The following is a 24643-nucleotide window of genomic DNA, read 5'->3' on the forward strand; positions in this document are numbered from 1 at the left end:
CTGTTGCGTCATGCTATCGCACACGTTATAGCATTACGCAATTGATGTAATAACATTACAATTGCTATTCAAGCGGAGCGTGAACATGAAACTGGCTATGGGTCTTTCCCTCGCGATCCCGGCGATCCTGCTGGCCGGGGCCTCCAAGGCGGCGGATGCGCCGGCAGTCGTTACTTCGATCAAGCCGATCCATTCGCTGGTTTCGGCGATCATGCAGGGCGTCGGCACGCCGGAACTGATCGTCGATGGCGCCGCCTCCCCGCATACCTACAACCTCAAGCCGTCGGATGCGAGCGCACTGCAGAGCGCCAAGGTGATCTTCTGGGTAGGTCCTGGCCTCGAAGCATTCCTCGAAAAGCCGCTGGAATCGCTAGGCTCCGGCGCCAGCATTGCCGAGCTGGAGGATGCGCCGGGCCTTGTGAAGCTGAAGTTTCGCGAAGGCGGTGCCTTCGAACCGCACGATGACGGCGACGAGGCGGAGGCCGGGCATGAGCACGAAGAGGCCGGGCATGAGCACGACGCGCATGCAGAAGGCGATCACGATCACGGCGAGTTCGACACGCATCTCTGGCTCGACCCGATGAATGCCAAGGCCATGGCTGCGGAAATCACCACGACGCTGGTGGCCGCCGATCCCGCCAACGCGCTGACCTACCAGGCCAATGCCAAGGCGCTCGACGAAAAGATCGATGCGCTGGACAAGGAAATCACCGGCATCGTCGCCCCGGTAAAGGACAAGCCTTTCATTGTCTTCCATGACGCCTACCAGTATTTCGAGCACCGCTATGCCGTCCGCGTCGCTGGCTCCATCACGGTGAGCCCGGAAAACATGCCCGGCGCCGAGCGCGTTTCGGAGATCCACAAGAAGGTTGCCGACCTCGGCGCCACCTGCGTCTTCGCCGAACCGCAGTTCGAGCCGCGCCTGGTCAATGTCGTCATCGAAGGCACCGATGCGAAAGCCGGCGTACTCGACCCGGAGGCGGCAACGCTGGAGGCCGGTCCCGATCTCTATTTCACACTGATGCGCGGCATCGCCAACAGCATGAAGGATTGCCTTTCGCGCGAAAGCTGAGCCGGAAAGGCGAGCGCTTATGCTCGCTGCCGCCGATCGAGGGACTGAGCGAGCCCGCCGAGAATGAGGCTAAGTCCCGCGGAGTCCGCCAAGGGAGATTCTACTATCTGCAGCCCAAAAGCTGCGTTGGAAACGGAAAGCCGCCTGAGCAAACGAAAAGGCGTCACCCGGCCCGGCCCTAAATGTGCGGTATTCAAGCGACCCGGCATTCAACGGTGCTCAGATCGAGTAAAGCTCAATCGGCTTCTCAAAGCCCTTCAGGCGGTATGCCCGACCTTTGCTGTCGGCCGTTTGGCTCTGCGCCCGCTCGCAAACGGCCCTGGTGACGAGAATCTGCCCTGCGTCAGCAACTGACTGCGCGCGCGCGGCAGTATTCACAACCGTTCCAATCGCAGTCAGGTCGCGATGCGATCGGCCAAACTCTCCGAAGCTGGCCTCGCCGGAGTCGATGCCGATACCAATGCCGAGTTCACTTCCGTCCAGGCCGGCACCTTCAGCCATGTGACGTTCACGACGCAACTGGCAGCGGCGCTGAATCTCCCGCGCAGCGAGCACAGCACGTTCGGCGTGGTCCTGGTGGTGGATCGGAAAGTTGAATATTGCCATGATGGCGTCCCCGACCGTCTTGTTGAGAAGGCCGTCGTATTCCCAAATGGCTGTGGCACATTCATCGTAGAAATCATCCAGCAGCGACGAGACAGTATCTACCGAAAGCGATTGCGAAAGCGTCGTATAGCCTCTCAGATCTGCAAAAAGCACCGATACATCAACAGTGATCTTGCGGGCTTTCATCACGCGTGTGAACATGAGTTCGCAAATCGTGCAGGTGTTCGGATTCATCCGGCTCGGGCGGATGCCGAAGGCGCGGAAGGGAATGGAAGCCGGTCCGCGCAGAGGCACCGGGAGACGCATCTGCTGCCAGCAGCCCTTGCAAATCCTGGATTGAGAAAACGACATCTTGCCGCCGCCCTGTTTGCGTGCCGTTTCGCGATTTTCGCACATCCGGGCCAGATAATCTTCAAAAAAGCCTGCAGTTGCTTTGCAACCGGGACCGCGTCATCAGAACTCCCATTCCACGATTTGCGACATACAAACTGGAGCGAAAGAAATTCATGGATGAAGCGATCGCAGACATGGGGTGTCGGAACTCGTTTAGCCACTCGTCTTCAAGACAGACGTGCTATGGAGAACAGCGATGACTATCACTATTACCGCCTTTGAACGGTCGCCCGATGGCGGCAAGGGTCTGGCGCGTGACATGCGCGTTCGCTGGGCGTTCGAAGAGGTTGGCGAGCCTTACGAAGTTCGTCTTCTTTCGTTTAAAGCGATGAAGGAACCCGCGCATCTCGCGCTTCATCCTTTCGAGCAGATTCCGACCTATGAAGAAGGCGATCTTTCCCTGTTCGAGTCGGGGGCAATCGTGTTCCATATCGCGGAGCGCCATGCGGGCCTGCTGCCAGACGATGCGAATGCCCGGGCGCGGGCGATCACATGGATGTTTGCCGCGCTCACCACGATGGAGCCGCCGATCGTCGATCGCGAAATCGCCAGGCTCCTGGAGGGCGACGAGACTTGGTACGCGCAGCGCCTGTCTGTCGTCGAGGAACGCATCCGTATGCGACTGAGCGAACTTTCCGATCGCCTTGGCGATGCCGACTGGCTAGAAGGCGAGTTCAGCGCCGGTGACCTTCTGATGGTGTCGGTGCTGCTCAGGTTGAAAGGATCGGGTATACTGGACGAATATCCGAACCTCTCCGCCTATGTCGCCCGCGGTGAAGCGCGGCCCGCATACAAGCGTGCCTTCGACGCTCAGTTGGCGGTTTTCATCGCCGCATCGACCGGCTGACAAAAGTCTGCTCTGGGCGGCTCGAAGCGGTCATGCGAGTCTTTCGCTCAGTTATGGATCCTGACCCCAGGAATTGCGCGACGGAGCGGTGTCGTGATCGGGTAGTGAGCGGACTTCAGATGATGCCGTGCTTCCTTAAAAGCGCCTGCTCGTCGCCTGATACCCAGCCGAAAACTTTCGGCTCCCCGTCCAGCTCTTGGACGAAGTAGTGAACATCAAAATCTATCGCTACGTCCGATTGATCCTTGCGGACATAGGTTGCCCTCCAAGCGACATGGGCCACGCAATGATGTTCATCTATGGTCGAGAGGCGGACATTGCGTATCCGCATCTCCTTCGTCCCTATCGCCCGATAGTGCGCATAACCTTGCGCCATGACTTGCTTGAGTTGATCGTCGTTCTTTCCAGTCATCACCCCAGCGGGCGAGGCAGCTATGAAGTCGGATGCATACAAAGATGCGACCTCATCCATGTCTATGTCGCCGCCGAGGGACTGCTTGAAACAGCGTTCGTATCGCTCGAAAAGCTTCCTTACGCTGGCCTCCATGGTTTCTTCTCCGACTGCAGATAGTTCTGTAGTGTCGTGAGCCGAAATGACCCTATCGCGAAGTTCCCGATTAAAGCGCCAGATTTGCAGCTGATTCTTACACCGTCGCAAAATTGGACTTTTGCCAGCACCAGCATTCACCAAGGCCTCGTGAAAATATCTTCAATAAGTCGAGCCGCCCGCAGCGTCTTGCTGCGAGCGACTTTAGAGCCCAAAGGTGGCTTTTTAAAAACGCCCGATCAGCGGGTAGCGATGATGCTCGAGACAATCCCGCTCGTGACGCCGATCAACAGGAACTCGTTGTCGACCCTGACCCAGCGATAGCCGCGCGGCGGCGCCGACAGGCGGTAGCGGCGGTAGTCGCGGACTTCGGCCATGTGGCGGCGTTCGGCAGCAGTCATGCGATGACCCTTCGTCCAGCGGTATTTGTGGACCACGACCTTCTTTTCGACAACGACCGGATGGCGGTGCTCGGCAGCACTTGCCTCTGATGCGAACGCAATCGGCGTGATCAGGAAGGAAACGGAAAGCAGGGTTGTGAATATCTTTTTCATCGGGACGTCCAGGAAGGTGAACCGAATCTGAAAATTAAATTAAACTTTTGTAATAGAAAACTGACGCTTATAAGCATAATCTTATACTTTTGTTTCGCCTTTTAAAGCGGCCGCATGAGACGCAAGCCGAGGCCCTGTCCGCGGTGGGCAGGGACAATGCCCATGCCGAGCGTTCCTCGGTGCGCATGTGCCGGGCGGGAATGCCGGCGGATATCGCACCAGCCGATCACCCCGCTGTCCTTTACTGCGACAAATTGCGGATGCCTGTTCTCGATCATGTCGAGAACGAATTTCCGTGTGTCTTCGAGCGGCGGGGCCTCAAGGAAGGTGAGATACCTGCGTTCACGCGCAACAACGTCGAGAGCCTGGTGATAGCTCTCGACGTGCCGGACGGCGATCGGTTCGATGACGATATCGGGCGCCATTTTCAAAGCTCTTCGTAGTTGAACCAGTCGAAATCGGCTGTCTTGGCACGCCCAGATGTGTCGAAGGCGAAGACGCCGGCGAAGGCACCGGTGAAGGAGCCGTGCTCGCCGCGGCCACCCTCGTCGGAGACGACGCCGGCATCGAGAACCGGGCCGATCGGCTGCCAGGCGCCCTTTCCTTCCGTCTGCCAGAAGAACTGCAGGTCGTTTTCGCGGATTTCCATAGAAAGCTGGACGCGGCCTTCCGCCGGAAGGGCGACGCCGCTGCCAGCCGGGAAGCTGAGACGGCCATTCGGATAATCCCCATTGCAGGAAAGGATGGTGACGCAACGGCCGAGCTTTTCGTGCAGCGTCACCGCTACGGCGTGCAACTTGTGGCGATTGTAGTAATGCGTCAGGCCGGCGACCTGCTGGTAGGTGTCCGGGTCGAACTCTACGACAGTCTCGGCTCGGAAACTGTGATGCTCCTGGCGGCGGGCGACGAGCGCCTGCTCGAACCACGAGCCGATGCTTTCGCGGGCGATGAGGCGCAGATGGCCGGGGCGTCCGGTCAGATCGAAGATGCGCTCCGGCTGCGGCGTGCGCAGCCACTGGAAATCCGCAGGCAACTTGCCGCCATCGAAGCTATATTCGGTGCGAACCGGTTTTTCGGCGCGAACCGCGCCCTTCAGGCCCGGAACGTCGACATCCGGCACCGTCGTGCCGTTTTCGAGGTAGAGCCAGCCGTCCGCCTTCCAGACGCATTTCTGCAGGCTGGTTTCGCGACCAAGCGTGCAGCGGCGCTTCGGCGGCAGCGGCCGCCCGCAGAGATGCGTGTGATAGACTTGCCCGTCGGGCGTCTCGACATACTGCCCATGCCCTGCCCGCTGCAGAACGGCTTCCGGATTGTCCTTGGAGGTAATGAGATGGATATTCGGATGCATCTCGTAGGAACCGTCGATGTTGCGCGAACGCGCCATGGTGACCGCGTGATCATAGCCCGTGCCGCCTTCGGCGGTCGTTAGATAATAGTAGCCGTTGCGCTTGAAGAGATGCGGGCCTTCGACAAGGCCGAGCGGGCTGCCGGCGAAGATGTTCCTGATCGGACCTTTCAGCGCCTTCGTGACTGGATCCCATTCCTGAAGCAGGATGCCATCGAAGGCCGGATGCTTGGGCGCGCCGCCATAGCTTTCCGTGCGGTGGTTCCACTGCATGTTGACGAACCACTTGCGGCCGTCGTCGTCATGGAAGAGCGACGGGTCGAAACCCGAGGAATTGACGTAGACCGGATTAGACCACTCGCCCTCGATGGTCGGCGAGGTGACGATGTAGTTGTGCGCGTCCTTGAAGTTGCCGTCGAAGCGCTTGACGTCGGTATAGACCAGCCAGAACTGCCCATCGGCATAGGAAAGACACGGCGCCCATACGCCGCAGCTATCGGGATTGCCGCGCATGTCGAGCTGCGATTGGCGCTCCAGCGGACGGCGCACCAGTGTCCAGTTCACCAGATCGCGCGAATGGTGGATCTGCACACCCGGATACCATTCGAAGGTCGAGGTCGCGATGTAATAGTCGTCGCCGACGCGGCAGATAGACGGATCGGGATTAAAACCAGGCAGAACGGGGTTGCGGATCATGACAGCTGCTCCTCCGGATAGCCGCAGACTGCGGCACGTACGTCAGACTGAATGAGAAACGCCCGGCAGTTTCCGGCCAGGCGTTGCTTGCGCTTATTCTCGCTCTGCGGATTTCGCCCAGAGATTGACGTCGGCCTCGCGGGCGTAGACATCGATCTCCTTCAGCTCTTCCACCGTGAACTCAAGATTGTCGAGCGCCTTAACGCAATCGACGATCTGCGACGAACGGCTGGCTCCGATCAGCGCCGACGTCACCCGGTCGCCGCGCAATACCCAGGCAATCGCCATCTGCGCCAGCGTCTGGCCGCGGCGTTCGGCAATGCTATTCAGCTTGCGGATGTTGTCGATGATCGACGGGCGGATGAAATCACGCTTCAGGAAGTGGTTCTGAGCCGCACGGCTGTCTTCCGGGATGCCGGCGAGATATTTGGTCGTGAGCATGCCCTGCGCCAGGGGTGAAAAGACGATCGAGCCCATGCCGACCTCGTCCAGCGTATCGAGCAGCTTGTCGTCCTCAACCCAGCGGTTGAGCATGGAATAGCTCGGCTGGTGGATGAGGCACGGCGTGCCGAGATCCTTGAGGATCGCGGCTGCTTCCCGCGTGCGCTGCGAATTATAAGAGGAAATTCCAACATAGAGCGCGCGGCCGGAGCGGACGATATAGTCGAGCGCGCCGCAGGTCTCTTCGAGAGGCATATCCGGATCGAAACGGTGCGAATAGAAAATATCGACGTAGTCGAGGCCCATGCGCTTCAGGCTCTGGTCGCAGGAAGCGATCAGATATTTGCGGCTGCCCCACTCGCCATAGGGACCCGGCCACATTTCGTAGCCGGCCTTCGACGAGATGATGAGTTCATCGCGCAGGCCCGCGAATTCGGTACGAAGGATTTCGCCGAAGGCGGTTTCGGCCGAACCTGGAGGCGGGCCGTAATTGTTGGCAAGGTCGAAATGGGTGATGCCGAGATCGAAGGCAGTGCGGCACATGTCGATCTTGCGCTCATGCGGCGTGTCGCCGCCGAAATTGTGCCAGAGACCGAGGGAAACGGCAGGAAGCTTCAGGCCGGAGCGGCCCGTGCGGTTATACTTCATCTTCGAATAGCGGTCGGAAGCCGGTTGCCAGCTCATGGTCCTGATCCTTTGGAAAAGTGCGCGCGGGCCGAAAAAGCCCGCGCGGAAAATAGCCCTTTGGAGGCCTACTTCAAGAGCGCCTGAGCCTCTTCGATGCCAAGCGCGGCGGGCTGCGTGCAGGTCGTCGTGAGTTCCACGAACCTGCCCTCCTCGCCCGATTTCAGGATCGAGGTCATGACGTCGACGCCATGCAGCGTGCGCTCCAGCGAGCAGCGGGCATCGCGGCCGTCGATCAGCGCCGCGACCATGTCAGCAAGACCTGCCGTGCGGTAGTTGGCGCGCGGGCCTTGCGGGCTTTCCTGGTTGAACCTGCCGAAGGGATGCTCCCAGGCTTCAAGCGGCTTGATGTCCTTGTCGCGGCCGCTGGCCTCGACGACGCCGCCAAAGAAGTTCGGGTCGGGAACGAAAAGGGTGCCATCGGTGCCGTAGAGCTCCATATTGGCATGGCGATGCGACCAGACATCCCAGCTCGCCGTCAGCGTCACCGTCGCACCGCTGACGAATTCCAGCAGTGCCTGGACCGTCGTCGGCGTCTTGACCGGAATCGTCTCACCGTGGCGTGGCTGGCTGGTGATTGTGCGTGTCTCCGACGCCATCGAGGTGATCGCGCCGACGCGCTTCACCGGGCCGATGAAATTGATGAGGTTGGCGATGTAATACGGACCCATGTCGAGGATGGGACCACCGCCCGGCAGGAAGAAGAAGTCCGGGTTCGGATGCCACATCTCCATGCCCGGCCCCATAACATAGCAGGCGCCGGAGGTGATGCGCCCGATGCCGCCCTCGTCGACATATTTGCGGGCAAGCTGGTGCGCACCGCCAAGGAAGGTGTCCGGCGCGCAGCCGACGGAGAGCTTCTTCTCCTTGGCGATGCGGCGCAGATCCTCACCCTGTTCCAGCGTCAGCACGAGCGGCTTTTCAGAGAAGACGTGCTTGCCGGCCTCAAGCGCCGCCTTCGAGACCGGATAATGCGCATCGGGGATCGTGAGGTTCACGACGACGTCGATCTCGTCATTGGCAAGAAGCTGCTCGATGGTCTGAGCGGTGACGCCGTATTCCTCGGCGCGAAGTTCGGCTACCTGCACATTGATGTCCGCGCAGGCCAGAATTTTCAGCCCCTTGAAGAGGGGCGCGAGCGAAAGGTAAGTGGTGGAGATGTTGCCGCATCCGATGATGCCGACGCCAAGTTCCTTGGTCATGGTTTGCCCTCAGTAGGTCTTGAAGGATGCGATCGAGCGTGTGATCAGGCGATCGATGTCGCTCGGATTGTCGTGCTCGACGACGTAGTGCTTCACCCTGGTGCCCTTGAGCGCAGCGATCAGCTTGGGCCAGGCAAGTGTGCCGTGACCGATATCGGCCCAGCCGTCCTCGTCCTTGTTCTCGCCGACCGGCGCGATGTCCTTGACGTGTACGGCAGTGATGCGTGAGCCGAGCTTCTCGATCCAGGCGAACGGATCCGCCCCGCCACGGACGACCCAGGCGATATCCGCTTCCCACGAAATGTCGGGCGCGCCTTCGAAGATGCGCTCGATTGGCAGCGAGCCGTCGGCAAGCTTCACGAATTCGAAGTCGTGATTGTGCCAGCCGAATTCGTAGCCGGCGTCCTTATAGGGCTTGGCCATTTCCTGCAGGCGCTTGCCAAACGCAAGCCAGCCGGCGCCGTCCGCCGGACGCTGGTCGGGGGCAAGATGCGGTGCGTAGATCGAATCCATGCCGAGCGTCTTTGCGATGTTCAGCGATTTCTTGACTTCGCCGTCGAGGAAATCCGGGCTGAAATGGCCGGTTGCCATCGTGAGACCATTCTTGTCGAGATCGGCGCGCAGGCCCTTCAAATCAGCGTCGTTGAGATCGGCATAGATGCCTCCGAAGCCTTCGACCTCCGAATAACCGGCCTTGCCGAGCTTTTCGAAGATTGCCGAATAGGGCTGGAAATTGCGGGCGCTATAAAGCTGGAAACTCAGTTTCGTCATCATTTTCTCCTCGGGCCTCGTGCCCTTTCTCAAAATCAATCTGCGGACTGGCAGGAATGCAGGTCGTAGAAACGGAAGTCCGGAAGCTCGCCGTCTTGGAGCGGCTTTGCCGGGGTAAAGAGGATGCGGCGGGTCTCGCCAGCTGCCAGATCGAAGGCATTGTCGGAATATTTGCCGTCGGTCTCGGTCTCGATCATCACGAACAGCGCCAGTCCCTTGGCGGTGACATTGAGGCAGACCGAGCCGTCTTCCTCGACATATTCGCGGGTCACCTGGAGACCGGCAGGCTCCAATTCGAGTGCCTTGTAGGTGCCGTGAACGTAGTGCCCCTCACCGCCCATGCCGTTCGACGCCGTGAAGCGCCAGCCAAGCAGCGTGCCCTCGGGGATATCCGAGACATTGATCGCCGTTGCCGTCACGGCAGCATCCGGCGTGCAGACGGCTTGGATATCCTTCAGGTGCCTGCGCTCGCCCTTCATCGTCAGAATGGAAATCGATAGATCGGCGCTGACCTCCGAAAGCGTGTCGTTGACCAGCGAGAATCGGATCGTTTTGCCGTCCTCCGATGGAATGGCGGCCACGGCGACCGGCTGGAAGAATCGCTTGACGAGATAGTGCATCGCCTTCCAGCGCCCGCCGTAGTCGAGGCTCGACCAGGACGCGACCGGCCAGGTGTCATTGAGCTGCCAGTAGATCGTGCCCATGCAATGGGGTTTGAGCGACCGCCAATATTCCACCGCCGTCTTGATCGCCAGCCCCTGCTGGATCTGGCTGAGATAGACGAAGTTCGGAAAGTCCTTGGGGAAGCGGAAATAGCGGAACATCGTGCCCGCGATCCGCTCATTGCCGCCGGCATTCTTTTGATGCAACTCCATCACCGGCGACGCGATGTTCATGTCCCTCTTATCGGCATAAGTCTTGATGACCGGCAGTGAGGTATAGGACTGAAAACCGAATTCGGAGCAGAAACGCGGCCGCACCGAGCGGTAATTGTCGAACGACTTGTTTTCGTGCCAGACCGACCAGTAGTGCATGTCGCCGGAGCCATCTGCATGCCAGGCGTCGCCGAAATCCAGATAGCCGGAGGCCGGGCTCGACGGCCACCAGATCGCACCTGGCGCCGCCTTCTTCATCGCCTGCTCGATCGTGCGGTTTAGCCGATCATAGGAGACGAGATAGCGGTCGCGGTCCCGCTTCGGCTCGTCGAACCAGGTAAGCGCACCGACCAGTTCGTTATCGCCGCACCAGAGCGCGATCGAGGGATGCGAGGCCAGGCGTTTGACCTGATAGTCGACTTCGAGCGCGACATCGTCGAGGAAGTCTTCTGTCGAGGGATAGAGGTTGCAGGCAAACATGAAATCCTGCCAGACCATGAGGCCGAGCCGGTCGCACAGGTCATAGAACCAGTCGTGCTCGTAAAAGCCGCCACCCCAGACGCGGATCATGTTCATGTTCGCAGCTTTTGCCGACTGCAGCAGGTCCTCCGTCTTCTCCGCCGACGACAGCGAAAACAGCGCATCCGCCGGAATCCAGTTCGCACCTCGGCAGAAGATCTCGCGGCCGTTGACCTTGAAAGCGAAGCGGCTGCCGGCCGCATCCGGCGTAGTGATGAGTTCGACGGTGCGAAGGCCGATCTGCTTCGTCACCACATCTGACGGCAGATCGACTGTCAGCGCATAAAGCGCCTGCTCGCCGCTGCCGGAAGGCCACCAGAGGCGCGGTTTTTCGACATAGAAGATATGATTGACCACCGTCTCGCCGGCATTGACACCGACATCGAGTCGGATACGTTCGCCGTCGAGCGCGAAGTGCACCGGCACGATGCCGGGGTCTTTCGCGAAGAGCATTGCCGTGACCTGCAGTTCGACGCTGCCGTCGAGGCTATGCGTCTGGCGCGTCGTGACGTGCTCGATGCGCGCCGTCTCGAGCTTCTTCAGTGCGATCGTGCCATAAAGCCCGAGCGGCGCGATCGCGATGTTCCAGTCCCAGCCGAAATGGCATTGCGGCTTGCGCAGCATATTGCCGTTGGCGATCGGCGAGTTGCCCGGGTGATAGGGTACGTAGAAAGGCTGCCTGCCCTGCCGCTCTGCGCCGGCGGCAATGCTCGAATGCAGCACGACGCGGATCGTGTTTTCACCTCCCTTCAACATGCTCGAAACACCCGGCCGGTAGCGGCGAAAGCAATTGTCGGCCGCTAGTACGACGAAGCCGTTGATAAAGACAGAGGCAACGGTGTCGAGGTAATCGATGTCGAGATACCAGTCGCCTTCGGCATCATCGAGCTGGAAGCTTCGCTCGAGCACCCAATCCCGATGCGCGACCCACTGAACCTGCTCTTCGTTGCGGCCGAAATAGGGATCCGGAATGAGCTCTGCCGCGTGAAGCGCCGTATGGAGGTCGCCCGGAAGCGTGATCGATGTGGTGACTTCGCCTTCAGCGGAGGCGAGTTGCCAGGAACCGGAAAGATCGATGGACGAAGTATTGGACGTGGTCATTCTCTGATCTCGAACATTGGAACGAGGATGCCCTCGCTTGCCCAGGAGCACGTGACTGCCCCTCACCCTAGCCCTCGCCCCGCCTGCGGGGAGAGGGAACTTGCCGAATGCAATATTGCGATCGGGGAAGGCGCTGCGGCATATCTGCTTCTTGCAGTCTGCGGGAAGAAGGTGCCAGGCAGGCGAATGAGGGGCTGGTTACCGCCCTCGCCCACCGCACACTCGCCGCCTCCTAAATTCTCTCCTCCGTTTCTGCATCGAAGAGCGATGCCAGCGACATGTCGAAGCTGAGCTTCACCGGTGTTCCCACCTTGAAGCGGCGCGCGCCATTGATGCGCACCGACATCGTGTGACCGGCGTGCTTCAGCCAGAGGAGGTTGTCGGCACCCATCGGCTCCTCGATGTCGACGGTCGCATCATGCACTTCGGGGCCGAGATTTTCGTCGACCTTGATGTGCTCCGGGCGCACGCCGAGCACCACCTTGCGGCCCGATTGCAGCGGTTGAGCCGCATCATAGCCGTCGAGCGAGAAGCTGACGCCGTTAGATCTGAACACCGTCTTGTCGCTGTTCTTGGTCAGCTCGCCGTGCAGGAAGTTCATTGACGGCGAGCCGATGAAGCCTGCAACAAAAAGATTGCGCGGCCTGTTGTAGATGGTCGTCGGATCGTCGAGCTGCTGAATGATGCCGCTTTTCATGATCGCGATGCGGTCTGCCAGCGTCAGCGCCTCGATCTGGTCGTGGGTGACGTAGATCATCGTGTTTTTCAGCGACTGGTGCAGGCGCTTGATCTCGACGCGCAATTCCGAACGCAGCTTGGCATCGAGGTTAGACAGCGGCTCGTCGAACAAGAACACATCGACATCGCGCACCAGTGCGCGGCCGATCGCCACGCGCTGGCGCTGGCCGCCGGACAGTTCGGCGGGCTTGCGCTTCAAAAGCGGCTGGATCTGCAGGATTTCGGAGGCGCGCGCCACGCGCTTGTCGATCTCGGCCTGCGGCACCTTTGCAACGCGAAGTCCGAAGGACAGGTTCTTCTCGACACTCATCTGCGGGTAGAGCGCATAGGACTGGAACACCATGCCGATGCCGCGGTCCTTGGGCTCTTCCCAGGTGACGTTCTTGCCCTTGATGAAGATCTGTCCCGCGGATGCATCAAGCAGCCCGGCGATGCAGTTGAGCAGCGTGGACTTGCCGCAGCCGGACGAGCCGAGCAGGACCAGGAATTCGCCGTCGTTAATGTCGAGGTTCAGGTCCTTGAGGACGCTGACGGCGCCGAAATTCAGCGACAGATCTTTGATGGAAACGCTTGTGTTCATGATCAACCTTTCACTGCGCCAGCGGCGATACCGCGGACGAAGAGACGTCCGGACACGAAGTAGACGATAAGCGGCACCGCACCGGTGAGCAGCGTTGCGGCCATGTTGACGTTGTATTCCTTCACGCCCTGAACGGCGTTGACGATGTTGTTGAGCTGCACCGTCATCGGGAAATTCTGGTTGCCGGCAAAGATCACGCCGAACAGGAAGTCGTTCCAGATACCGGTAATCTGGATGATCATCGACACGACGAAGATCGGCAGCGACATCGGCAGCATGATGCGGAAGAACACCTGCCAGAACCCTGCCCCATCCACACGCGCAGCCTTGAAGAGTTCGGGAGGCAGTGATGCGAAATAATTTCGGAAGAGCAACGTGTTGATCGGCATGCCGAATATCGTGTGCACCAGGACGACGGCCCAGATGGTCGAGAAGATGCCGAGCTCGCGCATGATGATGACGAGCGGATAGAGCATCACCTGATAGGGGATGAAAGCGCCGAAAAGCAGGATCGTAAAGAAGACTTCCGAACCCTTGAAGCGCCAGTAGGACAGGCCGTAGCCATTCACCGAGGCGATCGCCACGGAAATAATGACGCTCGGAATGGTGATCTTGACCGACTTCCAGAAGCCGACGCTGATGCCGGAGCAATCAAGGCCTGTACAGGCCTGGCTCCATGCCTTGACCCAGGGCTCGAAGGTGATCTGCACCGGCGGAGCGAAGATGTTGCCCATGCGGATTTCTGTCATGTCCTTGAGGGAGGTCACGACCATCACATAGAGCGGCAGAAGATAATAAAGCGCGGCGACTGTCAGGATGCTGTAGAGGATAATGGTCGAGGGCGCGAACATGCGACGCGGCCTTGCGCCTGCCGGCTCGACGACGCTGGCGATGCTGTTGGTGGTGGTGGCTATGGCCATGATCGTGCTCCCTCAGGATCGCTTCTGGCGGAACTCGGCGAGAGCCCACGGAACCAGGATGATGAAGACGGTGACGAGCATCACGGTCGAAGCCGCAAGGCCCTGCCCGAGATTGGCGCGCTCGAACATGAACGAATAGACGTATTTGGCGGGCACTTCCGATGCAAAGCCGGGTCCGCCCTGCGTCATTGCGACGACGAGGTCATAGACGCGTACGATGCCGGAAGCGACGATCACCAGTGTGGTGACGAAGACGCCGCGCATCATTGGAATGATGATGAAGAGGTATGTGCGCCACGCCGGAATGCCGTCGACGCGCGCCGCCTTCCAGATTTCGGAATCGATGCCGCGCAGGCCGGCAAGCATCAACACCATGACCAGCCCCGTCCCCTGCCAGAGGCCGGCGATGACGAGCGCATAGATGACGGTATTCTTGTCGCCGAGCAGCGCGAGGCTGCCCCCCGGAAGGCCAAGATCGTTCAAAACCTTCGGCACTCCGAGGCCGGGATCGAGAATCCACTGCCAGACGAGCCCCGTCACGATGAACGACAGGGCGAACGGATAGAGAAAGATCGTGCGGAATGTGTTCTCGAACCTGATCTTCTGATCGATGAGAACAGCCAGCAGGAAGCCGATGATGAAGACGAATGTCAGCACGCAGACGCCGTAGGTGGCAAGATTGAGAACCGACTGGTTCCAGCGCGAATTGCCGAAGAGGCGGCTGTACTGGTCAACGCCCACGAAATCGCTCGTCGGTAGCAGCCGCGACGACGTGAACGAGTAGAAAACGGTCCAAAGCGTGCAACCGATGAAAATCACGATGACGGTCAGCATCATAGGGATTGCTGCGACCTTCGCATTGAGGTTGCGCAATAGGCCAAACGGCCGGCCGGCATGAGCCATCAATACCTCCTGTTGGCGGTCAGGGGCGCGACCAGACTGGAAAGCTGTGTCCGCTCGCGCCCCATAAAACCGTCTCAAGTTATGAGAGCGTCTGTGGCCTTACTGGGCCTGCGAGATGATGTCGGCCTGACGATCGATTGCATCGTCCACAGACATCTTGGAGCTGAAGAATTCGAGCGCGAGATCCTGCAGCTGGCCCTGCGTATCGGAATCGAGCATCTGCTCGGTCGAAGGCAGAACGTTGTTGAGGTCCGACAGGATTTCGATGCCCTTCTTCATGCAGGCGTTCGCAGCTTCGAGATCGACGTCGCCTCGAACCGGCAGCGAACCCTTGACCAGATTGAATTTGACCTGGACTTCCTTAGAGAGAAGCAACTTGGCAAGTTCAAGCTGCGCCTTGGTGATTTCCGGATTGCTGTTCTTCGGGAAATAGAAGGCGTCGCCGCCTGTATCGAGCTGCGCATTGAAGCCGAGACCGGGCAGGCAATCGTAGTCGGTGCCGGCAACCTTCTTCGCGACGCCGAATTCACCCTGCGCCCAATCGCCCATGATCTGAGCGGCAGCCTTGCCCTCGATCACCATGTTGGTGGCAACGTTCCAGTCGCGGCCGGAATAAGCCGGATCGACCATATCGCGGGCCTGGGCGAATGCGGTCCAGACCTTCTTGTTCTGATCGCTGCGAACGGCCTCTTCGCTCTTCTTGTCGTTGATCTGCAAGTAGAGGTCTTTGCCGCCGATGCCGGCCTGCATGACGTTGCGGATGCCTTCGACCTGCCACGGGGCGCCGGTGGCGAGCGGCGTGATGCCCTTCTCCTTCAGCTTCGGCGCGTCGGCTGCGAGCTCGTCCCAGTTTTTTGGAACAGCCATGCCGTTGTCTTCGAAGACGTGGCGGTTGAGCCACATCCACTGCCAGGAGTGGATGTTGATCGGCACGCAATAGATCTTGCCTTCATAGACGCAGGCGTCGAGCAGCTTGGCCGGACGGATGACGTCCTTCCAATGTTCCTCCTCGGCAAGGGGCGTCAGATCCGTCATGAGGCCTGCCTTGATGAGTTCCTCGGCGTCGCGGCCGGTGTTCATCTGGGTAGCGCCCATGGGGTTGCCGCCGAGAATTCGACTAATGATGATCGGGTTGGCGGTGGAGCCGGAACCGGCAATAGCGCCGTCGACCCACTTGTTGCCACTCGCATTGAAGCTGTCGGCAAGGACCTTGACGGCGGCAGCTTCACCGCCGGATGTCCACCAATGGGTGACTTCGAGATCGGTCGCGTTGGCCGCGCCAAGCGGCAGCACGACGGAAGCGGCAAGCACAGCCGCCATCGAACGAAAATTCATGAGTTCTCCTCCCTCACTGAAACGTTGCCGGAAAAACTTAGTGCAATCGACATTTTGGCGCAACAGCCCGCTGTCAAAATTCTATGCGAAACTCGCCATTGCTACCCATGCCTGTTCTTGCTTCACAACTCCGCGACATATGGCGTTAGGTTGGGCATTCAAGATTGCATGATGACGAACGGAGCAATACATTGATATTATATATTAATTTCTATTATGGCGCATGTCGTCTGAAGAAATCGCCTTCGCAAATGCAAAAGATCCAAGCTTGAAACCGCAATTCAACCTAAGCGTCTAGTGATGGTGCGAACATCATAAAAAGTGCTCGACATTTCCACTGTATCGTTACAGATTTAATGGCTCAAGTGAGGAGTGTTGTTCAGCGGGGAATGTGCTTACGGCTTTACGAAAAACATTCCGTAAGCGGACCGAAATCGCGCGAGGGTGACATAAAGGGATGGAAAACAAGGGAAATTCCGGGGGAGCGGCAGCGGCTATCCAGCGCGAACGGCCGACGCTGAAGACAATCGCCTTCATGACGGGCCTGGGCATTACCACGGTTTCGCGCGCACTCAAGGACGCACCGGATATCGGCGCGGAGACCAAGGAGCGCGTGCGTATGGTCGCCCGCCAGCTCGGCTACCAGCCGAACCGCGCCGGCGTACGCCTCAGGACCGGTAAGACCAATGTCATCGCGCTCGTTCTTTCCATCGACGAAGAGATCATGGGTTTCTCGAGCCAGATGGTCTTCGGCATTTCCGAGGTGCTGACCGGCACGCCGTACCACATCGTCGTGACACCGCACTCGCACAGCAAAGACCCGATGCTGCCGGTGCGCTACATCCTGGACACTGGCTCTGCCGACGGCGTCATTATTTCCCGCATCGAGCCCGACGATCCGCGCGTGCGGCTGCTCGCCGAGCAGAACATGCCCTTCGCGACGCATGGCCGGACAGATGCGGGACTGGTCCACCCCTATCACGATTTCGACAACGAATCCTTCGCGCACGAGGCGGTGAAGAGGCTCGTCGAGCGCGGCCGCAGGCGCATCGCTCTGCTCCAGCCGGCGAGCAAGCTCACTTACTATGCCCATACGAGGATCGGCTTCCAGACCGGTCTTCACGACTATGGCGCCGAGGAAGTCCCCCTGCGCGTCAACACCGATACGCCGCTGGAGGAGGTCAAGACCGCGGTCGAAGCGATGATGCGCATGCCGAACGCGCCCGACGGCATCGTCTGTTCGGCCGGAAGTGCCGCTATTGCCGTCAACGCCGGCATCGAGGCGACGAGTAAGCGTGTCGGCTACGATATCGACATGGTTTCAAAGCAGTCCGCGCCGATCCTGAACTGGATCAGGCCGGAGATCATCACCGCCAATGAAGACGTTCGCCACGCCGGCCGCGAACTGGCCAAGGCCGTCATCGCCCGCATCGATGGCATTGAGCCGGAACTGCTGCAGAGCATCAGCAAGCCGGTCTGGCCGGACGATCGCAGATAGGCGGTCACGTTTCCTGGTGCAGAGGCGCCGAATTATCCTTCTTCGCCGCAGTTCGGCACGGAAAAGCTGGCGCGCGCTTTTCGCGGAGTTATCCGATGCGGCTATCCTGGCTGGACACTCCCTCTCCCGCCTCAGTGGTTAAGGGTGAACGCTGCTCGCGGCGACTTGGAGTGTGTTGAGACGGTGCCAATACTTCTGGCAATCAAGCTCACCTAAGGCGCAAGATCGCACGGCGCGACCCTCAAGGCTGATGGCATGTCGTTTTTCCTCGCTCCTCACCGACTGACTTGATGAGGCCGCAGGAAAGCAAATGTGGAAGAGACCACGGGAAGCGGACAAGCAGTGCGCAGCTCCATGATCCTGCTTCGGTATGTTCAAAATAAAATAAGCCCGATCGAAACCGGGCTTTTTCCTTGTTCGATCGATACCTCAGAACGTCGAAGCGCCGCTGCCCCATGGGCCATGGTGGAAATCCTTGCCATCGAGGCGGTCGAAGCCGTGGGCGCCGAAGAAGTCGCGCTGGGCCTGGATGAGGTTCGCAGTGCCGCGGCCCTGGCGGTAGGCGTCGAAATAGGTGAGCGCCGAGGTGAGCGCCGGAACCGGCAGGCCGGCCGCAAGTGCTGCCGCAACGACGCGGCGAAGCGACGGGATCGATTCCTTGACCATTTCGGAGAAGGCCGGCGTGACGATGAGGTTTGCCGCATCCGGCGCCTTGGTGAAAGCGCTGGTGATTTCGTCCAGGAACTGCGAGCGGATGATGCAGCCGGCCCGCCAGATCTTGGCGATCACCGGCATCGGCAGCGACCAGTTGAACTCGCGGGAAGCCTCCGCCATCACGGCAAAGCCCTGCGCATATGCGCCGATCTTGGCGGCAAACAACGCCAGTTCCAGATCCTTGTCGAGGTCCTGACCGTAGGCGATCGGGAAATCGTATTTCGGCTTTCCGAAGATCCTCTCGGCGGCTTCGCGCTGGTCCTTCATCGAGGAGATGCTGCGGGCCGCAACGGCAGCTTCGATAGCGGTCGCCGGAATGCCCATGTTCTGTGCTTCGATCGCCGACCACTTGCCGGTGCCCTTCTGGCCGGCCTTGTCGAGGATCATGTCAACCATCGGGCCCCCGGACACGGGATCGGTCGCCGCCAGCACCTTTTCGGAGATTTCGATGAGGTAGGAATTCAGGCGGCCCTTGTTCCATTCGCCGAAGATCTTGCTGATTTCGCCGGCGCTCTTGCCGAGGCCGTCGCGCAGGATGCCGTAGATTTCGGCGATCATCTGCATGTCGGCGTATTCGATGCCATTGTGGATCGTCTTGACGAAGTGACCCGCACCATCGTTGCCGAGCCAGGCGACGCAGGGATCGCCGTTGTACTTGGCGGCAATCGAGGTCAGAACCTTCTCGACGCGCTTCCAGGAGTCTTCGGTACCGCCGACCATGATCGACGGGCCGTGGCGGGCGCCTTCTTCACCGCCGGATACCCCCATGCCGATGAAGGTCAGCTCGGTATCCTTGAGGCGGTCGAAACGGGCGATCGTGTCACGGAAATTGGCGTTGCCGGCATCGATCATGATGTCGCCTTTGGAAAGGTGCGGCCGCAGCGCTTCCATCTGCTGGTCGACAGCCTCGCCCGCCTTGATCATGATGATGATCGGACGCGGCGGGCGGATGGCCTCGACGAATTCCTCGATGGTCTTGCAGGGGACGATCTGCTTCTTGAGATCACCGGCGCTTTCGTAGAACTCGTCCGTCTTTTCGGGAGTGCGGTTGAAGACTGCAATCTTGTTGCCTTTTTCCGCAATGTTGAGTGCCAGGTTGGAACCCATGACGGCAAGGCCGATCAGCCCGATTTCTGCCTTTTCCACGATACACCTCCGATGAGTCATTTTGGACCGGTGTTGTGGCACTCTCCGGGAAAAACGGCAAGTCTGGAAGGACGCCGATCAGTTCGGCAGCGCACAGTTCGGAGGCTGACCGGCCGTTTCTTCAATACGCCGCCTTCCTGTCTGCTATTATCGGCGGAGGAAACACCAAGGAAAATCCGATGAGCACCCTGCCTGCCAAAATTGTTCACTGCTCGATCAATCGGTACTGGAAGGAGGTCTACGACTTTGCCGGCAAGCCGGAAAACATGTCGCTCTGGGCCTCGGGGCTGGCCTCCGGCCTCGAACCGCAAGGAAGCGACTGGATCGCGCACGGTCCTCTGGGAACAGTGCGTGTGAGCTTCGTCCCGCACAACGAGTTCGGCGTCATCGACCATACGGTAACAATCGAAAGCGGACTACGGGTCTACAACGCGCTGCGAATCGTGCCGAACGGCGACGGCTGCGAGGTGATGTTTACGCTGTTGAAACAGCCAGGCATGACGGACGACCAGTTCGCCGCTGATGCCGCCCATGTGCAGAAGGACCTCGGCGCCTTAAAATCGCTGATGGAGATATAACCGATGGAAAAAAGCGCAAACGACCTGAAGATCGACTACATTGAATTCAACGTCGCCGACATAGCGGCGGCAAAGGCCTTCTACGGTAACGCATTTGGTTGGAGTTTCACCGATTATGGCCCCAGCTATTGCGAATTCAATGACGGCCGCCTGACGGGCGGCTTCACAAATATCCAACCGCCGCGCCCGGGTGGTGGCCCGCTTGTGATCCTATACGCCGACAAACTTGAGGAAGCGCTGGAGAAGGTCGAACAGGCCGGAGGCAAGATCGTAAAGCCGATCACCGCCTTTCCGGGCGGCCGGCGGTTTCACTTCCTTGACAAGGATGCCTACGAACTGGCCGTGTGGAGCAAGACTTAAAGCCGGAAGCTAGGCAGCGATTGTCGAGATCGCATCGGCAGATTCCAGCACGACAAGCGCACCTAGAACTTGCCCGGACAGGTCGCGCAGCGGCGACATGCGGCAACGCGTGCGCCTGCTTTCACCGCGCTGTTCGTAGTTGTATTCGACATGCTGCCCCGCGAAGCAGGCGTCGAAGTTGGCTTTCGCTTGTGCCACGAACTGTTCCTCGCCGATGAATTCCATCACATGGCGGCCGATCATGTCGATCGGCCTTCGTCCGAGATATGCACAGTTCACCGGATTGGAATAAAGATAGCGGTAGTCGCGCGTGAGCACCGCAACACGATCCGGCAACGTCTCGAGAATCGCCGAATTGAGAAAATTCCCGTTGTCGACATTGGGCGCATAGGCCTTCGGTGCAGGTAGCGGCAATTCCCGCGGCAACGCGAAATCCGCACGCGGCAGCGCGCCGAAATAGCGCTCCAAAAGGGATATGAGCATGGCTGAGTGATGGCTGACGCTGGCAGCGTCATCGGCATCCTGCTGCAGCAGATAGCCGACAAACTGAAGCTGCATGTACATCTCCATCAGGTTGGACGCGTGATGGTCCACAATTGTTTGGACCAAAAGATCGAGACCACCATCAAGAGTTGCAACACGCCGATCGTCGCCAAGACGAATTGCCTCTTCGATCTGCGAGCAGCGTGATGAGAAAGCTTGCAAAAGCTCGAGCAAGGCGCCTCCAGATCCCTTATTCTCCAAAGGGATTCACATTCTCCTCGCTTTGGCAGAATTCAACGCATATGACATAAACATGAATCCCGCTACTCGCCCTAGTAGCGACGGATAACATGATTAGGATTCACGTTCAACGTGGACGGCACATGGGTTTTAGTGGATGAGATATGAGAGGTTGAAATCCTTCACTTAAGAACTTCGTGCTTTACCTTCCAACGGTCGTGGTACCAGAGCCACTGGGCCGGGTATTCCCGCACCCAGCTTTCGACCTTGTCGTTCAGCATCTGAGCGGTCGCCGTCAGGTCGAGATTGCCCTTCTCGTCGCGCGGCATGTCCAGCTTCGGCTCGATCTCCAGCCGATAGCGGTTGCCGGGAAGCCGGATGCAGCGAGCGGGATAAACCTCGCAGTTGAACTGGCGGACGAGTTTCGGCAAGAGCGGGTTCGTCTTCGTGTCCAGGCCGAAAAAGGTGGTCTTCAGCCCTTTGCGGAACTTCTGATCGACGAGAACGCCGACACCCTGCCCGGCTTCGAGCTGACGCGCCAACGCAAAGGCCGAGCCGGCATGCGACGGCACGAGCTTGCCCATGCGGGCGCTGCGGAAATCGAAGACCTTCTGGGCGACATAAGGATTGTTCGGCGGACGGAAGAGAACCGTCACATGCAGACCGAAGGCAGCGCTGCTGACGGGCAGGAGTTCGAAATTGCCCGTATGCGCCGTAAAGACGATGAACGGCCGGGGATTGTCCCGCAGGTCGAGGAAGATCGGGATGCCCGAGACCTCCACCCTGCCCGGATCGGTCCTTTCCGGATCGAAATCGAACAAACGGTCCAGAAAGACGTATTCGGCGGCGAGCCTTCCCATATTGCCCCAACTCGCCAGGGCGATTTCTTCTAGCTCGGCCCCACCCTTCTCGGGGAAGGCGTTGCGCAGGTTGAAGAGCATCAGCTTGTGGCGCGACGTGTGCGGACCGATCTTGCGGGTCAGCCAATCAGCAAATCGGATCGCGCTATCTGCCGGAAACAGCTTCAGGAAATTCATGAAGCCAAAGGCCAACTGAGCGATCAGCCATTGGCGAAAATGCTCGAGCTTCAGAACGATCCGGGTGAGGAAGAGCTTCACCGGTTCAGTCCATCTTCAGGATGATCTTGCCGAAGATCTGGCGGGATTCCATGCGTTCGAGCGCACGGTCGATATCGTCGAAGCTGACTTCGGTGTCGATAACCGGATGAACGAGGCCGCGGCCCATCTTCTGCATGGCATTCGCCATATTCTCGATGCGGCAGCCGAAGGAGCCGAGCAGCTTCAGCTGCTGCTGGAAGAGCATCATCAGGTTCATGTCGGTGGAAACGCCCGACGTCGAGCCGCAGGTGACGAGGCGGCCGCCGCGCTTCATGCACAGCATCGAGCCCGCCCAGGTGTCCTTGCCCACGTGTTCGAAGACGACATCGACGCCCTTTTTTTTCGTGAGCTTGCGCACGACGCCCTCGAAGCGGTCCTTGCGGTAATTGATGACGTGATCGGCGCCGAGCGCCTTGGCCTTCTCGATCTTGTCGTCCGAGCCGACGGTGGTGATCACGGTGCAACCGATCTTCTTGGCGAGCTGGATTGCCGCCGTGCCGATGCCCGAACCGCCGGCATGCACGAGGATCGTCTCGCCGGGTTCGAGCTTGGCATTGTCGAAGAGCATGTGCTCGACGGTCCCGAAGGTGACGGGCGCCAGAGCCGCGCCGATGGCATCGACGCCGGGCGGTGCCGGAACGAGCAGGCGGGCCGGAAGGTTCACCTTCTCCTGCGCAAAGCCGTCAAGATGGAAGCCATGGACGCCGGAGACGTGTTCGCAGAGATTGTCGCGGCCTTCGCTGCACGGACGGCAGAGACCGCAGGTGCGCGCGCCGTAGATTGCGACCAACTGGCCGGGCAGGACATTCGCGACGGCCGGGCCGATCGCCTCCACGACGCCCGAGGCCTCCGCGCCGATGACGAGCGGCATCTTGCGCTTGGCGAATGCCATGCCGCGCCAGCCCCAGACGTCGATATGGTTGAGGGCGACTGCCTTGACCCGCAGCGTCACCTCACCGGCAGCCGGAGCATCCGGTTCCGGCAGATCGGTGATCTCAAGCTTGCGGTCATCGATCAGTTGCAAAGCGCGCATAAAAAACCTCTCGCCTCGAAGGCGTCTTCTCTCTCTTATTTTGTCGGCAACCGCTTAAGCCGGTTCGAGCGCCATGACAAGGCTGGCGTTCTGCCCGCCGAAGCCGAAAGAGTTCGAAAGCACGGCGGAGACCTGCTGTTCGCGCTTCTTGTTCGGTACGACATCGAGAACGATAGATGGATCCGGGTTGTTGTAGTTAATCGTCGGCGGCAGCGTGCCGGTGAGCATGGTCTGCAGCGAGAACACCGCTTCGACCGCGCCAGCCGCCGTCAGCGTATGGCCGATCATCGACTTGTTGGAGGACAGCGGAATGGAGGCCATGCGCTCGCCGAAGACGGCAAGCATCGAGCCATATTCCATCTTGTCGTTTTCCGGCGTCGAGGTGCCGTGAGCATTGATGTAGCCGATGCCGCTTTCATCGATGCCGGCATCGGCAAGCGCGGCACGGATCGTCGCGATCGCCGGGCCGCCATCCGGCGACGAACGGGTGCGATGGAAGGAGTCGGCCTTTTCACCCGCGCCCTTCATGATGCCGAGTACCTTGGCGCCACGCGCGACAGCCGCTTCCAGTGATTCGAGGACCAGCGTCGCTGCACCTTCGGCGATGACGAAACCGTCGCGATCCTTGCTGAAGGGCTTGGAAGCCTTGGTCGGCGGATCGTTCTGCGTCGACAGCGCGGAAAGCAGCGAAAAACGGATGAGCGCTTCGGCGCTCAGCGAACCATCGGTCGCAACCGCAAGGGCGCGATCGGTACGACCCTGGCGGATCGCCTCGATGCCGAGCTGGATCGCGGTGGCGCCAGAAGCACATGCGGTCGAAAGCGTCACCGGCAGCCCGCGCGTGCCGAAACGGTCGGCCAGACGCTCGGAGATCGCGCCGAAGAGTGCTGCTTCATGGAAGGCAGCATCCGTGCGCTGGCGCATCGCGGCCAGGAACCGCTCGTAGGCATCGCCCGGATGGTCGGACGGCGGCGAACGGTCGGCGAGATCGAAGCGGGCGCTCCATTCCGGCTCGATCGGCGGCGCGGCGAGAAAGAGCGGACCGTTGAAATCGCCGGAGATACCGGCATCGCAGAGCGCTTCAACCGTCGTTTCGCGGGCGAAGGCGTAGGAACGCTCAACGGCGTTCGGCACCGGGATGTCGATGAAATCAACAGTGCCGGCAATGCGGGTCGAGAGCCCGTCGGTCGGAAAGCGCGTGATGCCGTGGATCCCGGAAGTGCCGGAGGTCAGCGCCGCCCAGTTGTCCTTGAGCCCTTGGCCGAGCGAGGTGATGATTCCCATACCCGTGACCGCGACGATCGGGCGGCCGAGATGATCCTTGTAAGTCGCTTCTGTCATTTG

22 protein-coding genes and 1 pseudogene are annotated in these 24643 nt (G+C 59.8%); 5 read left to right on the forward strand and 18 right to left on the reverse strand.

Going from position 1 to position 24643, the window contains the following annotated elements; genetic code table 11:
- Positions 1–85: 85 nt before the first annotated feature.
- The gene (znuA, locus tag QA644_RS10175) at positions 86–1072 is read left to right on the forward strand and encodes a zinc ABC transporter substrate-binding protein ZnuA (protein WP_283072241.1); all 987 of its coding nucleotides are present in this window, start codon (positions 86–88) and stop codon (positions 1070–1072) included.
- Positions 1073–1291: 219 nt separating this feature from the next.
- On the opposite strand, the gene QA644_RS10180 is transcribed toward znuA, so the two are convergent.
- The gene (locus tag QA644_RS10180; protein ID WP_349254113.1) at positions 1292–2029 is read right to left on the reverse strand and encodes an adenylate/guanylate cyclase domain-containing protein; all 738 of its coding nucleotides are present in this window, start codon (positions 2027–2029) and stop codon (positions 1292–1294) included.
- Positions 2030–2267: 238 nt separating this feature from the next.
- Here QA644_RS10180 and QA644_RS10185 point away from each other — a divergent pair, with 238 nt between their 5' ends.
- Positions 2268–2918, forward strand: coding sequence for a glutathione S-transferase family protein (locus QA644_RS10185; protein WP_283072243.1), 651 nt, complete (start codon positions 2268–2270; stop codon positions 2916–2918).
- Between the two features lie 115 nt (positions 2919–3033).
- Here the strand turns inward: QA644_RS10185 and QA644_RS10190 are convergent, their stop codons facing one another.
- The 12 genes and pseudogenes from QA644_RS10190 to QA644_RS10245 form a co-directional block, all read right to left on the reverse strand.
- Positions 3034–3465 (reverse strand): hypothetical protein, encoded by a 432-nt coding sequence (locus QA644_RS10190; protein WP_074068587.1) that lies wholly within the window; start codon positions 3463–3465, stop codon positions 3034–3036.
- A gap of 239 nt (positions 3466–3704) precedes the next feature.
- A complete protein-coding gene (locus QA644_RS10195; protein WP_283072244.1) occupies positions 3705–4019 on the reverse strand; it encodes an RcnB family protein in 315 nt (104 codons plus the stop codon).
- Between the two features lie 113 nt (positions 4020–4132).
- Positions 4133–4444, reverse strand: a pseudogene (locus tag QA644_RS10200) (GNAT family N-acetyltransferase); the annotation flags it as partial.
- 2 nt (positions 4445–4446) lie between these two features.
- Positions 4447–6060, reverse strand: coding sequence for a glycoside hydrolase family 43 protein (locus tag QA644_RS10205; RefSeq protein WP_283072245.1), 1614 nt, complete (start codon positions 6058–6060; stop codon positions 4447–4449).
- A 93-nt stretch (positions 6061–6153) separates the two neighbouring features.
- A complete protein-coding gene (gene mgrA, locus QA644_RS10210) occupies positions 6154–7185 on the reverse strand; it encodes an L-glyceraldehyde 3-phosphate reductase (RefSeq protein WP_283072246.1) in 1032 nt (343 codons plus the stop codon).
- A gap of 68 nt (positions 7186–7253) precedes the next feature.
- Positions 7254–8387 (reverse strand): Gfo/Idh/MocA family oxidoreductase, encoded by a 1134-nt coding sequence (locus QA644_RS10215; RefSeq protein WP_194729897.1) that lies wholly within the window; start codon positions 8385–8387, stop codon positions 7254–7256.
- Between the two features lie 9 nt (positions 8388–8396).
- Complete coding sequence (locus QA644_RS10220) at positions 8397–9158, reverse strand: sugar phosphate isomerase/epimerase (protein WP_283072247.1); 762 nt, start codon at positions 9156–9158, stop codon at positions 8397–8399.
- Between the two features lie 35 nt (positions 9159–9193).
- The gene (locus tag QA644_RS10225) at positions 9194–11653 is read right to left on the reverse strand and encodes a glycoside hydrolase family 2 protein (RefSeq protein ID WP_283072248.1); all 2460 of its coding nucleotides are present in this window, start codon (positions 11651–11653) and stop codon (positions 9194–9196) included.
- Positions 11654–11885: 232 nt separating this feature from the next.
- Positions 11886–12971 carry an ABC transporter ATP-binding protein gene (locus tag QA644_RS10230; RefSeq protein WP_074068605.1) on the reverse strand — a complete coding sequence of 362 codons (1086 nt, stop codon included), beginning with the start codon at positions 12969–12971 and terminating at the stop codon, positions 11886–11888.
- Positions 12972–12973: 2 nt separating this feature from the next.
- On the reverse strand, positions 12974–13891 hold the full coding sequence (locus tag QA644_RS10235; protein WP_074068607.1) for a carbohydrate ABC transporter permease: 918 nt from the start codon (positions 13889–13891) through the stop codon (positions 12974–12976).
- A 12-nt stretch (positions 13892–13903) separates the two neighbouring features.
- A complete protein-coding gene (locus QA644_RS10240) occupies positions 13904–14794 on the reverse strand; it encodes a sugar ABC transporter permease (RefSeq protein WP_074068610.1) in 891 nt (296 codons plus the stop codon).
- A 99-nt stretch (positions 14795–14893) separates the two neighbouring features.
- On the reverse strand, positions 14894–16129 hold the full coding sequence (locus tag QA644_RS10245) for an ABC transporter substrate-binding protein (RefSeq protein WP_239598427.1): 1236 nt from the start codon (positions 16127–16129) through the stop codon (positions 14894–14896).
- A gap of 457 nt (positions 16130–16586) precedes the next feature.
- On the opposite strand from QA644_RS10245, the gene QA644_RS10250 reads away from it, so the two are divergent.
- Positions 16587–17627 carry a LacI family transcriptional regulator gene (locus QA644_RS10250; protein WP_074068614.1) on the forward strand — a complete coding sequence of 347 codons (1041 nt, stop codon included), beginning with the start codon at positions 16587–16589 and terminating at the stop codon, positions 17625–17627.
- A gap of 429 nt (positions 17628–18056) precedes the next feature.
- Here the strand turns inward: QA644_RS10250 and gndA are convergent, their stop codons facing one another.
- Complete coding sequence (gene gndA, locus QA644_RS10255) at positions 18057–19508, reverse strand: NADP-dependent phosphogluconate dehydrogenase (protein ID WP_283072249.1); 1452 nt, start codon at positions 19506–19508, stop codon at positions 18057–18059.
- Between the two features lie 158 nt (positions 19509–19666).
- Here gndA and QA644_RS10260 point away from each other — a divergent pair, with 158 nt between their 5' ends.
- Positions 19667–20065: a polyketide cyclase gene (locus QA644_RS10260; RefSeq protein ID WP_074068619.1), complete on the forward strand. Its 399-nt coding sequence runs from the start codon at positions 19667–19669 to the stop codon at positions 20063–20065.
- Between the two features lie 3 nt (positions 20066–20068).
- Entirely contained in the window at positions 20069–20425 is a 357-nt protein-coding gene (locus QA644_RS10265; RefSeq protein ID WP_194729901.1) for a VOC family protein, read from the forward strand.
- Positions 20426–20434: 9 nt separating this feature from the next.
- Here QA644_RS10265 and QA644_RS10270 read toward each other — a convergent pair whose 3' ends face one another.
- The 4 genes from QA644_RS10270 to QA644_RS10285 form a co-directional block, all read right to left on the reverse strand.
- Positions 20435–21142 carry a PAS domain-containing protein gene (locus QA644_RS10270; RefSeq protein WP_283072250.1) on the reverse strand — a complete coding sequence of 236 codons (708 nt, stop codon included), beginning with the start codon at positions 21140–21142 and terminating at the stop codon, positions 20435–20437.
- A 188-nt stretch (positions 21143–21330) separates the two neighbouring features.
- The gene (locus QA644_RS10275) at positions 21331–22266 is read right to left on the reverse strand and encodes a lipid A biosynthesis lauroyl acyltransferase (protein ID WP_194729903.1); all 936 of its coding nucleotides are present in this window, start codon (positions 22264–22266) and stop codon (positions 21331–21333) included.
- 4 nt (positions 22267–22270) lie between these two features.
- The gene (locus QA644_RS10280) at positions 22271–23299 is read right to left on the reverse strand and encodes a zinc-binding dehydrogenase (RefSeq protein WP_283072251.1); all 1029 of its coding nucleotides are present in this window, start codon (positions 23297–23299) and stop codon (positions 22271–22273) included.
- Between the two features lie 54 nt (positions 23300–23353).
- Positions 23354–24640, reverse strand: coding sequence for a beta-ketoacyl-ACP synthase (locus QA644_RS10285; protein ID WP_239598414.1), 1287 nt, complete (start codon positions 24638–24640; stop codon positions 23354–23356).
- Positions 24641–24643 lie beyond the last annotated feature (3 nt).

Origin of the sequence: Rhizobium sp. CC1099 (assembly GCF_029714385.1) — a bacterium.
In the GTDB taxonomy this organism is placed as follows: domain Bacteria; phylum Pseudomonadota; class Alphaproteobacteria; order Rhizobiales; family Rhizobiaceae; genus Rhizobium.

Coding starts and splice junctions, on each gene's coding strand:
- znuA (WP_283072241.1), top strand. CDS start 86: ATGAAACTGGCTATGGGTCTTTCCCTCGCGATCCCGGCGATCCTGCTG.
- QA644_RS10180 (WP_349254113.1), bottom strand. CDS start 2,029: ATGTCGTTTTCTCAATCCAGGATTTGCAAGGGCTGCTGGCAGCAGATG.
- QA644_RS10185 (WP_283072243.1), top strand. CDS start 2,268: ATGACTATCACTATTACCGCCTTTGAACGGTCGCCCGATGGCGGCAAG.
- QA644_RS10190 (WP_074068587.1), bottom strand. CDS start 3,465: ATGGAGGCCAGCGTAAGGAAGCTTTTCGAGCGATACGAACGCTGTTTC.
- QA644_RS10195 (WP_283072244.1), bottom strand. CDS start 4,019: ATGAAAAAGATATTCACAACCCTGCTTTCCGTTTCCTTCCTGATCACG.
- QA644_RS10205 (WP_283072245.1), bottom strand. CDS start 6,060: ATGATCCGCAACCCCGTTCTGCCTGGTTTTAATCCCGATCCGTCTATC.
- mgrA (WP_283072246.1), bottom strand. CDS start 7,185: ATGAGCTGGCAACCGGCTTCCGACCGCTATTCGAAGATGAAGTATAAC.
- QA644_RS10215 (WP_194729897.1), bottom strand. CDS start 8,387: ATGACCAAGGAACTTGGCGTCGGCATCATCGGATGCGGCAACATCTCC.
- QA644_RS10220 (WP_283072247.1), bottom strand. CDS start 9,158: ATGACGAAACTGAGTTTCCAGCTTTATAGCGCCCGCAATTTCCAGCCC.
- QA644_RS10225 (WP_283072248.1), bottom strand. CDS start 11,653: ATGACCACGTCCAATACTTCGTCCATCGATCTTTCCGGTTCCTGGCAA.
- QA644_RS10230 (WP_074068605.1), bottom strand. CDS start 12,971: ATGAACACAAGCGTTTCCATCAAAGATCTGTCGCTGAATTTCGGCGCC.
- QA644_RS10235 (WP_074068607.1), bottom strand. CDS start 13,891: ATGGCCATAGCCACCACCACCAACAGCATCGCCAGCGTCGTCGAGCCG.
- QA644_RS10240 (WP_074068610.1), bottom strand. CDS start 14,794: ATGGCTCATGCCGGCCGGCCGTTTGGCCTATTGCGCAACCTCAATGCG.
- QA644_RS10245 (WP_239598427.1), bottom strand. CDS start 16,129: ATGAATTTTCGTTCGATGGCGGCTGTGCTTGCCGCTTCCGTCGTGCTG.
- QA644_RS10250 (WP_074068614.1), top strand. CDS start 16,587: ATGGAAAACAAGGGAAATTCCGGGGGAGCGGCAGCGGCTATCCAGCGC.
- gndA (WP_283072249.1), bottom strand. CDS start 19,508: ATGACTCATCGGAGGTGTATCGTGGAAAAGGCAGAAATCGGGCTGATC.
- QA644_RS10260 (WP_074068619.1), top strand. CDS start 19,667: ATGAGCACCCTGCCTGCCAAAATTGTTCACTGCTCGATCAATCGGTAC.
- QA644_RS10265 (WP_194729901.1), top strand. CDS start 20,069: ATGGAAAAAAGCGCAAACGACCTGAAGATCGACTACATTGAATTCAAC.
- QA644_RS10280 (WP_283072251.1), bottom strand. CDS start 23,299: ATGCGCGCTTTGCAACTGATCGATGACCGCAAGCTTGAGATCACCGAT.
- QA644_RS10285 (WP_239598414.1), bottom strand. CDS start 24,640: ATGACAGAAGCGACTTACAAGGATCATCTCGGCCGCCCGATCGTCGCG.